The sequence below is a fragment of the Pseudomonas sp. RT4P38 genome (assembly GCF_054897765.1).
In genome coordinates this window covers 2297751-2311086 of sequence record NZ_CM142703.1, presented here as the reverse complement: position 1 = coordinate 2311086, position 13336 = coordinate 2297751, and the positions used below count along the sequence as shown (strand labels likewise).

Genomic DNA, 13336 nt, shown 5'->3' with positions numbered 1-13336 from the left:
CACAAACTTTAGCACTCGCGAGAATACCCATCTGCCGTCATGGAGTGTCGAAAAAACGACGCCCTCGCCTCGCGGAACGACCTTAGCGATTGAAGCGCGCCCCTCGATGGGTGCATTGTTGAACCTTGTCAGACGAGGGCGATTCATGAAAAAGCGTGTCGCACTGGTGCTGGGCTCAGGTGGAGCCCGGGGCTATGCCCATATCGGTGTCATTGAAGAGATCGAGCGGCGTGGCTACGACATCGCCTGCATCGCCGGTTGCTCCATGGGCGCGGTGGTCGGCGGGATCTATGCCGCCGGCAAACTCGACGAATATCGCGACTGGATCGAAAGCCTGGACTACCTCGACGTCTTGCGTCTGGTGGACGTCAGTTTTCGCTTGGGCGCGATTCGCGGGGAGAAGGTTTTCGGGCAGATCCGCAAGATCGTCGGCGAGATCAATATCGAAGACCTGCGCATCCCTTACACGGCGGTGGCGACCGACCTGACCAACCAGCAGGAAATCTGGTTCCAGGAAGGCTGCCTGCACCAGGCCATGCGCGCCTCGGCGGCGATTCCCAGCCTGTTCACCCCGGTGATGCAAGGCAATCGCATGCTGGTGGACGGCGGTATCCTCAACCCTTTACCGATCGTGCCGGTGGTGTCGAGTCATTGCGACCTGATCATCGCGGTCAACCTCAACTCCACCAACCAGCGCCACTATCAATTGCCGGTGATCCAACGCCCGGCGGCGTTCAAGAGCCGTTTCGACAGCCTGATCAACTCGCTCGGTTCAAAAATGCCATTTCGCCGCAAACAGGCGGAACAATTGCTGCTGCTGGAAAAGGAAGCGTTGATGGCAGAAGCGGCCGAGATCAACCCGTGGATCGAATCCGCCGAACCCGAAGCCCAGCAACCGGCAGCTGCCCCTGAACGCGCCGGCGCGCCGAAATCTGCGACAGGCTCGTTCATCATCGACAACGTCGGCCCGGCCTCTTTGCTGGACCTGATCAACCAGAGTTTCGAGGTGATGCAAACCTCATTGGCGCAGTACAAGATCGCCGGTTATCCGCCGGATATTTTGATCAACGTGCCAAAGCGGGTGTGCCGGTTTTTCGAGTTCTATAAAGCGCCGGAGCTGATCGCGCTGGGGCGGGAGATTGCGCGGGATACGATGGATCGGTATGAGAATGAGCGGGATTCCTGAGACTCTCGGGTGAATGACAGGCCCCCTTCGCGGGCAAGCCTCGCTCCTACAGGATTAAGGTGATCACAAATGTTTGTGAACGACGCTAATCCGTAGGAGCGAGGCTTGCCCGCGAAGGCGTCCGCCCGGACAACTCAGAACTAAAGACTGCCCTCACTCAACAACCGGTACCCAACCCCGGCTTCGGTGACGATGAACCGCGGTTGCGTCGGGTCGTCTGCCAGTTTCTGGCGCAAGTGCCCGACCACAATCCGCAAATAGTGAGTGTCTTCGGTATGGGTCGGCCCCCAGATGTCCTTGAGCAGTTGCTGCTGGGTGATGACCCGTCCCGGATGCCGCGCCAGTTGCGCCAGCACCGCGTATTCCTTGCGGGTCAGCGCGACCTCGGTGCCATCGAGCACTACCCGGCGATAAGCCAGATCGACGGTCAACGGACCGAACGTCAGCGCCGCCGTTTGAGCTTCTCCCGCCGGTGCCTGACGCAACAACGCACGAACCCGGGCCAGAAATTCCTGAATGCCAAACGGTTTGGTCACGTAGTCGTTGGCGCCGCCATCGAGCGCTTCGACTTTCTGCCCTTCACTGGCACGCACCGAGAGCACCAGCACTGGCACCGTCGACCACTCGCGAAACTCGCGCAGCACTTGCTGGCCGTCGATGTCCGGCAACCCGAGGTCGAGCACCAGCAGGTCCGGTTTATTCAGTGCAGCCTGGACCAGGCCTTCGGTTCCGGTGCCGGCTTCGAGCACTTTGTAGCCCTGGGAGGCGAGGCTGATGCGCAGGAATTTGCGGATCTGTGGTTCGTCATCGATGACCAAAATGGTCGCGGTCTGGCTCATGAATTCACATCAACACAAAGAAGTGGCAAGAGAGTAACGCATGCGCGATCAGGCTTCACTTTCGGCTCTTAATTTTCAAAGGCCGGCTGAGCCTGCAACGGCAGGTGCAAAGTGATGCAGGTGCCTCGCCCGTCGATGCCATCGGCGACGCTGATCCGCCCGCCATGGGCACCGACCATGCCCTGACAGATCGCCAGCCCCAGCCCGGTGCCCTGCCCGCCACGATCACCGCGCGCGGCGGTGTAGAACATGTCGAAAATCTTCGCCCGCTCCTCTTCCGGAATCCCTGGTCCTTCATCGCTCACCGAGAAAAACAGGTCATTGTCGTCGGCTCCGGCGCGCAATTGCAGACGCCCGTGAGCAGGTGAAAAACGCGCGGCGTTTTCCAGCACGTTGACCAGCGCCTGTTCGATCAGCGCGGCGTGGACGTAAAGCAGCGGCAACTCCGGCGGCACTTCGGTGGTCACCTGCAACGGCGCCAGCACTGCGCGCAGACGATTGAGTGAACTGCCGACGATGTCGGCCGGCGACACCCAGTCCCGCGCGAGCTTCAGGGCACCGTGCCCGAGGCGGGTCATGTCCAACAGGTTCTGAATGTAGCGATCGAGCCGTTCGGCTTCATCGCGAGTGCCTTCGAGCAGTTCGCGGCGATCCTCCAGCGGGATCGCTTCACCGAGGGCCAACAGACTGTCGATGCTGCCGCGCATGGAGGTCAGCGGCGTGCGCAAATCGTGGGACACCGAGGCCAACAAGGCACTGCGCAGTTGCTCGGTTTCGCCGTGCAGCCGAGCGGCTTCCAGGTCTTCGGCCAATTGCGCACGCGCCAGCGCCTGGGCCAGCGGTTGGCTCAACGCGGTCAACAAACGGCGCCGCTGCCCGCTCAAGGTCTGGCCCTCTTTGGCACAGACACCGAGCAGTGCCAGCGGCCCGTCTTCCACCGACAACGGCCACCACCACCAGCGTCCGAACGGCAGCGTGCCGGTGCCCGCGCCGGCCGGTTGATCATGTTGCCAGGCCCAATCAGCGGCAGCGCGCTCGGCTTCGGAAAACTCCAACGGGCCACCGGTTTCGACTTTCCAGCCGCCCTGCCCGTCTTGATTGAGCAGGCACAGTTGCAAGTCACTCCAGCCGTTGAGGTGCTGGGCCGCGGCGCTGACCACCGCTTGACGGTCGGTGGCGGCAGTGAGTTTGCGTGACAGGTCGAGCAGTTCGGTGGTCTCTTCCTGAGTGTCGCGCAGGGCTTGTAACTGCCGCCGCTGTCGGGCCGCGAGGTTACCGGTGAGCGCCGCCATCAGCAGGAAGAACAACAAGGTCAGCACGTCTTCTTCGCGCTGGATGCTGAAAGAGAAAGTCGGCGGAATGAACAAAAAATCGTAGGTCAGAAACGACAACGCCGCACAGGCCAGCGCCGGGCCGAGGCTGCTGCGCACCGCCACCAGCAACACCGCGGCGAGAAACACCAGCGAGATATTGGGCAGCGCCAAGACACTCGACACCGCCCAGGCCAAGGCACTGGCGAGCACCGTCGCCACCAGCGCCAGCGCGTAGTCGAACCACACCAGCGTCTGCGCCGAACGCTGACGCGGCTGATGCTGTTCGTGGTCGCTGTCGAGGACGTTGATTTCCAGCCCGCGCGCATCGCGCAGCAAACGTGACGCCAGGCCGCCACCGAACAAGCGCCGACGCAACCGCTGCCGGGACTGCCCCACCAACACCAGACTGGCGCGACGTTCGGCGGCGTGCTGGATCAGGGTTTTCGCCACCTCACCAGCCCGCAACAACACCACTTCGCCGCCGAGGCGTTCGGCCAATTGCTGGGCACTTTGCAAACGCAGCCGCGACTGCTCGTCACGCACGCTGCCGTTGTCCACATGCACCAGGCTCCACGGCAAATGCCGACGCTGGGCGACGCGACTGGCGTGACGCACCAGGCGCTCGGCCTGAGCATCGCCATCGACACCGACCAACAGGCGACCGCGTACCGCCGGCGCCGCTTGGCCGAGCTGGCGATAGCCCTGGGCCAAATCATCATCGACCTGAGCGGCGGCGGTTTGCATCGCCAGTTCACGCAGGGCCGTGAGGTTGGTCTGGGTGAAGAAAGCGTCGATGGCCGCCCTCGCCTGCTCCGGCACGTAGACTTTGCCATCGCGCAGACGCTCGAGCAGCTCGCGCGGCGGCAGGTCGATCAGCAGCAGTTCGTAGGCCTCTTGCAGCACCCAGTCCGGCAGGGTTTCGCGCACCTGCACACCGGTGATGCCGCGCACTTTGTCGTTCAGACTTTCCAGGTGCTGGACGTTGACCGTGGTGAACACGTCGATGCCGGCAGCGAGCAGTTCCTGGATGTCTTGCCAGCGTTTGGTGTGGCGACTGCCGGGCGCGTTGCTGTGGGCCAGTTCGTCCACCAGCACCAGTTTCGGTTTGGCCGCGAGCAAGCCGTCGAGGTCCATTTCTTCGAGCATCACGCCACGGTATTCCGAGCGTAGCAACGGCTGCTGCGGCAAGCCGCCGAGCAGCGCTTCGGTTTCAGCGCGGCCATGGGTTTCGACCACGCCGGCAATGACTTTCACACCCTGGCGCAGTTGGGTGTGGGCCGCTTGCAGCATGGCGTAGGTTTTGCCGACACCGGGTGCGGCGCCGAGAAAAACCTTGAGCCGGCCACGGCCATCCCGGGGCAGGTCTGCTAACAACGCGTCGGCGCGGCCGGAGTCACTCATGCTTGAAGTTCTCTTTTTTCAGATGTTGATGTGGTGATTATTCGGCCGTCTTCGCGAGCAAGCTCGCTCCCACAGGGAAATGCATTTCAAAGTGTGGGAGCGAGCTTGCTCGCGAATGGCGGCGCCACCGATCTACAGGTTTTCCAGCGCCACATTCAGCGCCAGCACATTCACCACTGGCGGGCCAACGAGCGGCTGTTCGATGTGCGCATCCAGCAGTTGCTGAAGGGTCGCCACCGGCAGATTGCGCGCGGCCGCAACACGCGCCAGTTGATAGGCAATTGCTGCCGGTGGCAAGTGTGGATCGAGACCGCTGCCCGAGGTGGTCAACAGGGCCAATGGCACCGGACCCTGGCCCGGCACCTGCAGTTTATTGGCATCGTCGATCACCCGAGTGGCCAGGGCCGGGTTGCTCGGCGAGAGGTTACTGGCACTGCTCGACACGGTGGCAAATGCACCAGCCGATGGCCGTGGATGGAACCAGGCGTCACCGACGAAATCCTGGGCAATCAGGGACGAGCCGCGGACCTTGCCATCGGCGTCGTGGAGCAGGCTGCCGTTGGCTTGATCGGGGAATGCGACCTGGGCGACACCGGTGACCACCAAGGGGTAAGCGACGCCGGTGATCAGGGTCATCAGGACGAGCAGGCTCAGGGCCGGGCGTATCATTGTGGACATTTCAGAATCCTCGAATTTGGGGAAGTTGTGGGTGTCAGGGAAATCCACCCCTCACCCCAGCCCTCTCCCCATGGGGGCGAGGGGGAAAGGGGGCCGATCTTTGTGCTGTTCAAAACCGGAGTTCGACTCGAGCTTTCAGGTCGATGAATTTCGCAAGACATCCTAGATCAGTCCCCTCGCCCCCCTGGGGAGAGGGTTAGGGTGAGGGGTGGATTTCAAAGTCAAACCAAATGCAATGCAGTGAGCAGCATGTCGATCGCCTTGATCCCCACAAACGGCACCAATAGCCCGCCCAATCCATAGATCAATAAATTGCGACGCAGCAACGCCGCCGCACTCGCCGCCTGCACCCGCACACCACGCAGCGCCAGCGGAATCAGCACCACAATGATCAAGGCGTTGAACACAATCGCCGACAGAATCGCGCTCTGCGGACTGCTCAGGTGCATGACGTTCAGCACGCCCAGTTGCGGGTAGATCGAGGCGAACAGCGCCGGCAGGATCGCGAAGTACTTGGCCACGTCGTTGGCGATGGAAAACGTCGTCAGCGCACCACGGGTCACCAGCAGTTCTTTACCAATCTGCACCACGTCCAGCAGCTTGGTCGGGTCGCTGTCGAGGTCGACCATGTTCGCCGCCTCGCGCGCCGCTTGCGTCCCGTCGTTCATCGCCATGCCCACGTCCGCCTGGGCCAGGGCCGGGGCGTCGTTGGCGCCGTCGCCGCACATGGCGACCAGGCGACCGTCGTTCTGCTCGTGGCGAATGCGCGCCAGTTTCTTCTCCGGTGTGGCTTCGGCCAGCACGTCATCCACGCCCGCCTCGGCCGCAATCGCGGCAGCGGTCAGCGGGTTGTCGCCGGTCACCATGACCGTGCGAATCCCCAGTTTGCGCAGCTCGGCGAAACGTTCGCGGATGCCGGGCTTGACCACGTCCTTGAGGTGGATCGCGCCGAGCAATTTACCGTCGGCGCAGACCAGCAACGGCGTGCCACCGCTCTGGGCGATCTTGTCGATTTCCCGGGACAGCGGCGCGGCCAGGTCGGCACGTTTCAGGCCGACGAAGGCCAGCAACGAGTCCACCGCGCCTTTGCGATACACGCGGCCCTGATAGTCGACACCGGACAGGCGCGTCTCGGCGCTGAATGGCACGGCAGTCAGCAGTTCGGTGGACGGCTCAGGCTGTGGCTGAGTGCTGCGCAGGTACTCGACGATGGATTTACCTTCAGCCGTGTCATCGGCCAGCGAGGCGAACAACGCCCCCTCGGCGAGTTCCTTGGCGGTGACGCCAGGCGCCGCGTAAACCGCGGTGCAACGACGGTTACCGAACGTGATGGTGCCGGTCTTGTCCAGCAGCAGGACGTGTACGTCCCCCGCCGCTTCCACGGCGCGACCGGATTTGGCGATCACATTCAGGCGCACCAGACGGTCCATCCCGGCGATACCAATGGCCGACAGCAAACCGCCAATGGTGGTCGGAATCAGCGTGACCAACAACGCCACCAGGAACACCAGCGGCAGGCTGCCGTTGGCGAAGTGGGCGAACGGTTGCAGGGTGACGACCACCAGCAGAAAGATCAGGGTCAGGCCGATCAGCAGGATGTCGAGCGCCACTTCGTTCGGGGTTTTCTGGCGTTTGGCGCCTTCGACCAAAGCGATCATGCGGTCCAGCGTCGACTCGCCAGGGTTAGCGGTGATGCGCACCAGCAGCCAGTCTGAGACCAGGCGAGTGTTGCCGGTGACGGCCGAGCGGTCGCCGCCGGATTCGCGAATCACTGGCGCGGATTCACCGGTAATCGCCGCTTCGTTGACCGCCGCGATGCCTTCAATCACCTCGCCGTCACCGGGGATCATTTCCCCGGCTTCAACGCGCACCACATCGCCCTTGCGCAGGCTGGTGGCCGGCACCACTTGAAAGGCACCGTTGCTGGTTTTGCGTCGAGCGCTCAAGCCTTCGCTGCCGGCCTTGAGGCTGTCGGCGCGGGCCTTGCCGCGACCTTCGGCCAAGGCTTCGGCGAAGTTGGCGAACAGCACGGTGAACCACAGCCACAAGGCGATTTGCGCGGCGACAAAGGTCGGCACACTGCTGTCGGGAATGAAGCACAGCACGGTGGTCAGGACGGCGGTCAGTTCGACCACCAGCATCACCGGCGCACGCTGCAATTGCCGTGGGTCGAGCTTGACGAAGGCTTGCACCAGCGCCGGGCGCCAAAGGGCCGAGATCGCGGTTTTCGGTTGTTCCGGCGCCTTGACGGTGGCGGTTTTAGTTACGGGCATATTCATCATTCAATCCTCAGCTCATTAACCCAAAAGCAGCCAAACTCAAATGTTCAGCAATAGGACCCAGCGCCAATGTCGGCAGGAAGGTCAAACCACCCACCAGCAAAATGGTCACGGTCAACAGGGTCACGAACAGCGGGCCATGAGTCGGGAAGCTGTTCTGGCCGATCGGCGCGGTTTTCTTCATCGCCAGGCTGCCGGCCAGGGCCAGAACCGGGAGGATGTAACCGAAGCGACCGATCAACATGCCCAGGCCGAGCATCAAGTTGTGGAACGCGGTGTTGGCACCGAAGCCGCCGAACGCCGAACCGTTGTTGGCACTGGCCGAGGTGTAGGCGTACAGCAACTGGCTGAAACCGTGAGCGCCGGGGTTGCTGACGGCTGCGACCGGACCGGGCAGGCTCGCGGCAATCGCGCCGAGCACCAGCACGCCGACCGGCATCACCAGCAGGGTCACCACCAGCAACTGGACTTCCTTGGCCTGCAGTTTCTTGCCGAGGTATTCCGGGGTGCGGCCGATCATCAGGCCGGCGAGGAACACCGCGATCAACACGTTCAACAACATGCCGTAGAGCCCGGCACCGACGCCGCCGAAGATCACTTCGCCGACCATCATGTTGACCATCGCGACCATGCCACTCAGCGGGTTAAGGCTGTCGTGCATGCCGTTGACCGAACCGTTGGACGCCGCGGTGGTAGTCACCGACCACAGCACCGTGGCGGTGGTGCCGAAGCGCGCTTCCTTGCCTTCCAGCGGCGCGGTCTGTTCGACGGCGACATTGTTCAGGGTCGGGTTCGGCTGGTATTCAGCCCACAGCGAAGTGGCGCCGCCGATCAGGAACAACGCCAGCATGCAGGCGATGATCGCGCGGCTCTGACGCAGGTCTTTCACGTAGTGGCCGAAGGTGAACACCAACGCCACCGGGATCAGAATGATCGAGCCGACTTCAAACAGGTTGCTCCACGCCGTCGGGTTCTCGAACGGGTGCGCCGAGTTGACGCCGAAGAAACCACCGCCGTTGGTGCCCAGTTGCTTGATCGCAATCTGACTGGCGGCCGGGCCAAGCGGGATCACTTGATCGACGCCTTGCATCGTCACGGCATTCACGTAGTGCGCGAAGGTTTGCGGTACGCCCTGCCAGACCAGATACAGCGCCAGCAGCAGGCACAGCGGCAACAAGCCGTAGAGGGTGGCGCGGGTCATGTCGACCCAGAAGTTGCCGAGGGTCTTGCTCGACTTGCGACCAATCCCGCGACACAGGGCAACCAACACGGCGAGGCCGGTGGCGGCGCTGACGAAGTTCTGCACGGTGAGGCCGACCATCTGACTCAGGTAGCTCAGGGTCGCTTCGCCACTGTACGACTGCCAGTTGGTATTGGTCATAAAGCTGACGGCGGTATTGAACGCTTGCGTCCACTCTTGACCCGGCAGGTTCTGCGGGTTCAGTGGCAAGTGGTCCTGGAACAACAGGATCGCGAACAACAGCAAAAAGCCCGCGAGGTTGAAGGCGAGCAAGGCCAGGGTGTACTTCTGCCAGCTCTGTTCGGCCTGCGGATCAACGCCGGCCACCCGATAACAGCCACGTTCCACCGGTCCGAGGATCGGTGAAAGCCACGTGCGCTGACCTTCCATCACCTTGTAGTAAAAGCGCCCCAGGAATGGTGCCGGAATCAGCACCACGGCGAAGAAGGCGAGGATCAGCCAATAGTCATAACTGTGCATAGCCGCTCCTAGTTCCGGTCCGCGCGCAACAGCGCAACCAACAGATAAATGAACAGCCCCACTGCCAAAAGCAGTGACACCCCGTCCAGAACGCTCATGGAAATTCTCCGTGTTACGGCGTATTGCCGCGTGTGGAGCCATTGTCGGCAGGGAGGCTGTAAAGGAACGAGATCGAGGGTGTTGGCTGTGCATAAAGAAAGAGTAAAGAGTGGGTTTATGGCTTCGTTACAGCTTGGTCTTGTGGCGTATGGGCTGGCCTCATCGCGAGCAAGCTCGCTCCCACAGGGGATCGGTGTTGTCTGAGCAGACGCATTCCAACTGTGGGAGCGAGCTTGCTCGCGATGGCGGCATAACTGACAACGATGCTCTCATCTGGCGCAAAAAAAGCAGCCATCCAGCAGCGATCATCCCCGATACGACAGTTTTCAGCGCTTTACGACGCGCAAATACAAAATGGCACGCCCGCTGCAAACGCCCTCCCCCGAGCTTTCCAAACCGTTCAGGGAGCAAACGCATGAACACACAACTCAAACCCACGCTGGGCACGCTGCACCTGTGGGGCATTGCGGTCGGGCTGGTGATTTCCGGTGAGTACTTCGGCTGGAGTTACGGCTGGGGCGTGGCGGGCACACTCGGTTTTCTGGTGACGTCCTTTATGGTCGCCACCATGTACACCTGCTTCATCTTCAGTTTCACCGAGCTGACCACGGCGATTCCCCATGCCGGTGGTCCCTTTGCCTACAGCCGCCGCGCCTTTGGCGAGAAAGGCGGATTGATCGCCGGGCTGGCGACGCTGATCGAGTTCGTCTTCGCCCCGCCGGCCATTGCACTGGCAATCGGTGCGTACCTCAACGTGCAGTTTCCCGCCCTCGACCCGAAACACGCAGCGGTCGGCGCCTACATTGTGTTCATGGGCCTGAACATCCTCGGGGTGAAACTGGCCGCAACGTTCGAGTTGATCGTCTGCGTCCTGGCCGTGGCTGAACTGCTGGTGTTCATGGGTGTGGTCGCCCCGGCGTTCAGCTTCAGCAATTTCGCGCTTAACGGCTGGGCCGGTTCCGATGTGTTTGGCGCCCCGGCGATTGCCGGGATGTTCGCGGCGATTCCGTTTGCCATCTGGTTCTTCCTGGCCATCGAAGGCGCCGCCATGGCCGCCGAAGAAGCCAAGGACCCGAAACGCACCATTCCGAAGGCCTACATCAGCGGCATTCTGACGCTGGTTTTACTGGCGATGGGCGTGATGTTCTTTGCCGGCGGCGTCGGTGACTGGCGCACCTTGTCGAACATCAACGATCCACTGCCGCAAGCGATGAAAACCGTGGTGGGCGAAAGCTCGGGCTGGTTGCACATGCTGGTGTGGATTGGCCTGTTCGGTTTGGTGGCGAGTTTCCACGGAATCATCCTCGGCTACTCGCGGCAGTTCTTCGCCCTTGCCCGTGCCGGTTACCTGCCGACATCCCTGGCCAAGCTGTCCCGTTTTCAGACCCCGCACCGGGCAATCATCGCCGGTGGCGTGATCGGCATTGCCGCGATCTACAGTGATGGCTTGATCAACCTAGGCGGCATGACGCTGACGGCAGCGATGATCACGATGGCAGTATTCGGGGCAATCGTGATGTACATCATGAGCATGCTCAGCCTGTTCAAACTGCGCAAAACCGAACCGAATCTGGAGCGCACCTTTCGCGCTCCGTGCTACCCATTGGTGCCGATGATTGCGCTGGTGCTGGCGGTGGTCTGCCTGGTGGCGATGGCCTGGTTCAACACGTTGATCGGGTTGATCTTCCTGGGCTTCATGGCGGTGGGGTTCGTGTACTTCATGCTCACGGCGCAACTGCGTGCCGATGCACCGGCGGACGCGATGCTGACCGGGCTCTAAACAGGCGAAGTGTTGCTGTCATATCAGGCATAGAATGGAATGACTGCGATGGAACCAGTTCGAAAATCCATCGCTCAAAGTGGTATGCACGATCGATTGGCGAAACCCGCCAATCGGCCTGCCCTTAAGGAGAGCCCTATGCCTTGGTATGCCTGGTTAATTCTGATCGTTGCAATCGGCTCGATCGTTGGTGGTTTGATGATGTTGCGCGACACCGCCAACAAGGTCGAACTGACCGATGAGCAACGCAAACGCGTCGCTGAACGCAACGCGGAAGCGGATGCCAAGGATGCGCAGGACCGCTAAACCAAAAAAACCCTGCCATTCTCATTGAATGACAGGGTTTGGCGTTTCTACTTCTCCCACTCCGCCTTGGCGATGTGCAGGCCATGCAGCCCTTTATAGGCCGCTCGTTCCGGCTGGCTCCAGCCTTCAAGCAACGAATCCTCCAACCGATAAATCTCTACCCCCAGCGGGCGACACACGCTCAGCGGATCCTGCGCATCTGGTCCCCACATCGCCAGCGACAGGTCACCGCCCGGGCAGGTCGAGAGCGCACACAACAGATCGATTTCGGCAAAAAATTCCAGGTAATCGCCCTTCTGCGCCGGACAGGCTTTCATGAAGTACATGTCGTCGTGGTTCAGGCCCGTGCACTGGAAAATGTTCAAAACGTCATGCACGTCAAACTCGGTCAGGCCATGGGGCAGCACCGCGCGGGTCAGGTTCGAGTGGCAGTGATGATGGAAGTCTTCGCCGGTGAGCATTTTGTTCACATAGGGATCGCAGCGGGTGCCCAGCAAATCATGCAAGCGACCGCCATGTTCGTCGATGCCGTAACCGGCCAGGCTGTCATCGGTGATGGTCACCAGCGGACGTAAAAACGGCAGGTTCGACCAGAGCCGGTCATGGGTGCTGACGTGAGCGCCCTGTAATTGCCGGGTCCGTGCCGCCCACAAACGCTCCCGTGGGTCGTTGGCATTCCAGACGTTGAAGTCGCCCACTTGCGGGCCGACGGGTGTGGTCACCCGGAACACATGCCCGGCCGGCACTTTCCAGGCGCGGCCGGTGCGGATCGGCACCTCGAATGCCTCGATCAGCGTGCGCCCGTCCTTCGCATCGCGAATCCGTTCGTAGAAGGCTTTGTCCACCTGCAAGGCTGAGCCTTTGCTGACTTGATAGGCCGCCGGATAGTCTTTGTACATGGCACGAATCCTCGATCAGTGATGGGAAGAACGGGTAAGCATCTGCAACAGAAGGTGTTCGGAATCGTCGAGATAAAGGCTCATGGCGTCCTCGGCCGCGCGCTTGTCGCCCTCGGCCAGCCACTCATGTATTTGCCGGTCACGCGCCAGCCAGGGCGCCTGAAAACGTGACTCATCGGGAGCGCTGCAGAACACCAGGCGCAGTTGCGCGACGACGTTGGTGAAGAACTCATCGAACAGTGGACTGCGCAGCAATCCGACGATGTGTTGATGAAACGCCAGGCTGTGGGTGCCGACGGCGCGCCAGTCCTCGCGCTCCCGGGCAAGCTCGGTTGCCTCCAGGGCTTCGAGCATCCGGTCGGATTGATAATCGCGCAGCGGCTGACTGGCGCTGATGGCCTGCAGCTCCAGGGTGCGCCTGACCTTGAACAGATCCCGCACGTCCTCGACGCCCAGCCTGCGCACCATCACGCCCTTGTTGCGCACATAACGGGTCAGGCCTTCCTGCCCCAGACGGTGCAACGCTTCGCGAATGGTATTGCGGGAGGCGTTGTAGGCAGACACCAGATCGTTTTCCACCAACGCCATGCCGGGCAGCAAACGACCGCCAATGATATCGGCGCGCAACTCAAGTGTGATGTGGTCGGCGAGGGACAGTCCGCTGTTCATACTCATTGCCTCGTGATTGTTCAACAATCGTCAATTAATGAGTAATCACTATTCGTGCCAATTAATTCGAAACAGCAGAATGGAGTTGGACGCATCTGCATGCTTTTTAGAAGTAGAAGTACAGTCACCATCCCATTTTCATTGGTTAAGATGGCGCATCGTTGCGG

At 61.4% G+C, this 13336-nt stretch carries 11 protein-coding genes; 3 read left to right on the top strand and 8 right to left on the bottom strand.

The window, feature by feature from the left end; translation table 11 throughout:
- The first annotated feature begins 145 nt into the window (after positions 1-145).
- Entirely contained in the window at positions 146-1186 is a 1041-nt protein-coding gene (locus ACYZT7_RS10790) for a patatin-like phospholipase family protein (protein WP_462041011.1), read from the top strand.
- Between the two features lie 140 nt (positions 1187-1326).
- On the opposite strand, the gene ACYZT7_RS10785 is transcribed toward ACYZT7_RS10790, so the two are convergent.
- The 6 genes from ACYZT7_RS10785 to kdpF form a co-directional block, all read right to left on the bottom strand.
- Complete coding sequence (locus ACYZT7_RS10785; protein WP_462041010.1) at positions 1327-2025, bottom strand: response regulator; 699 nt, start codon at positions 2023-2025, stop codon at positions 1327-1329.
- Between the two features lie 68 nt (positions 2026-2093).
- Positions 2094-4739: an ATP-binding protein gene (locus ACYZT7_RS10780; RefSeq protein ID WP_462041009.1), complete on the bottom strand. Its 2646-nt coding sequence runs from the start codon at positions 4737-4739 to the stop codon at positions 2094-2096.
- 132 nt (positions 4740-4871) lie between these two features.
- Positions 4872-5417 carry a potassium-transporting ATPase subunit KdpC gene (kdpC, locus tag ACYZT7_RS10775; RefSeq protein ID WP_462041008.1) on the bottom strand — a complete coding sequence of 182 codons (546 nt, stop codon included), beginning with the start codon at positions 5415-5417 and terminating at the stop codon, positions 4872-4874.
- A gap of 221 nt (positions 5418-5638) precedes the next feature.
- Positions 5639-7696, bottom strand: coding sequence for a potassium-transporting ATPase subunit KdpB (gene kdpB / locus ACYZT7_RS10770; RefSeq protein WP_462041007.1), 2058 nt, complete (start codon positions 7694-7696; stop codon positions 5639-5641).
- 10 nt (positions 7697-7706) lie between these two features.
- A complete protein-coding gene (gene kdpA, locus ACYZT7_RS10765; protein WP_462041006.1) occupies positions 7707-9416 on the bottom strand; it encodes a potassium-transporting ATPase subunit KdpA in 1710 nt (569 codons plus the stop codon).
- Between the two features lie 8 nt (positions 9417-9424).
- Complete coding sequence (gene kdpF, locus ACYZT7_RS10760) at positions 9425-9514, bottom strand: K(+)-transporting ATPase subunit F (RefSeq protein ID WP_007899818.1); 90 nt, start codon at positions 9512-9514, stop codon at positions 9425-9427.
- 416 nt (positions 9515-9930) lie between these two features.
- Between kdpF and eat the strand changes: the two genes are divergently transcribed.
- Together eat and ACYZT7_RS10750 are read left to right on the top strand one after the other, a co-directional pair.
- Positions 9931-11295 (top strand): ethanolamine permease, encoded by a 1365-nt coding sequence (eat, locus tag ACYZT7_RS10755; RefSeq protein ID WP_462041005.1) that lies wholly within the window; start codon positions 9931-9933, stop codon positions 11293-11295.
- A 138-nt stretch (positions 11296-11433) separates the two neighbouring features.
- Complete coding sequence (locus tag ACYZT7_RS10750; protein WP_009050155.1) at positions 11434-11601, top strand: DUF2897 family protein; 168 nt, start codon at positions 11434-11436, stop codon at positions 11599-11601.
- A gap of 47 nt (positions 11602-11648) precedes the next feature.
- Here the strand turns inward: ACYZT7_RS10750 and ACYZT7_RS10745 are convergent, their stop codons facing one another.
- Positions 11649-12500 carry an urea carboxylase-associated family protein gene (locus ACYZT7_RS10745; RefSeq protein ID WP_462041004.1) on the bottom strand — a complete coding sequence of 284 codons (852 nt, stop codon included), beginning with the start codon at positions 12498-12500 and terminating at the stop codon, positions 11649-11651.
- 15 nt (positions 12501-12515) lie between these two features.
- Positions 12516-13169, bottom strand: a complete 654-nt coding sequence (locus tag ACYZT7_RS10740) for a GntR family transcriptional regulator (protein WP_462041003.1) — start codon at positions 13167-13169, stop codon at positions 12516-12518.
- Between the last annotated feature and the right edge of the window lie 167 nt (positions 13170-13336).

Coding starts and splice junctions, on each gene's coding strand:
- ACYZT7_RS10790 (WP_462041011.1), top strand. CDS start 146: ATGAAAAAGCGTGTCGCACTGGTGCTGGGCTCAGGTGGAGCCCGGGGC.
- ACYZT7_RS10785 (WP_462041010.1), bottom strand. CDS start 2,025: ATGAGCCAGACCGCGACCATTTTGGTCATCGATGACGAACCACAGATC.
- ACYZT7_RS10780 (WP_462041009.1), bottom strand. CDS start 4,739: ATGAGTGACTCCGGCCGCGCCGACGCGTTGTTAGCAGACCTGCCCCGG.
- kdpC (WP_462041008.1), bottom strand. CDS start 5,417: ATGTCCACAATGATACGCCCGGCCCTGAGCCTGCTCGTCCTGATGACC.
- kdpB (WP_462041007.1), bottom strand. CDS start 7,696: ATGAATATGCCCGTAACTAAAACCGCCACCGTCAAGGCGCCGGAACAA.
- kdpA (WP_462041006.1), bottom strand. CDS start 9,416: ATGCACAGTTATGACTATTGGCTGATCCTCGCCTTCTTCGCCGTGGTG.
- kdpF (WP_007899818.1), bottom strand. CDS start 9,514: ATGAGCGTTCTGGACGGGGTGTCACTGCTTTTGGCAGTGGGGCTGTTC.
- eat (WP_462041005.1), top strand. CDS start 9,931: ATGAACACACAACTCAAACCCACGCTGGGCACGCTGCACCTGTGGGGC.
- ACYZT7_RS10750 (WP_009050155.1), top strand. CDS start 11,434: ATGCCTTGGTATGCCTGGTTAATTCTGATCGTTGCAATCGGCTCGATC.
- ACYZT7_RS10745 (WP_462041004.1), bottom strand. CDS start 12,500: ATGTACAAAGACTATCCGGCGGCCTATCAAGTCAGCAAAGGCTCAGCC.
- ACYZT7_RS10740 (WP_462041003.1), bottom strand. CDS start 13,169: ATGAACAGCGGACTGTCCCTCGCCGACCACATCACACTTGAGTTGCGC.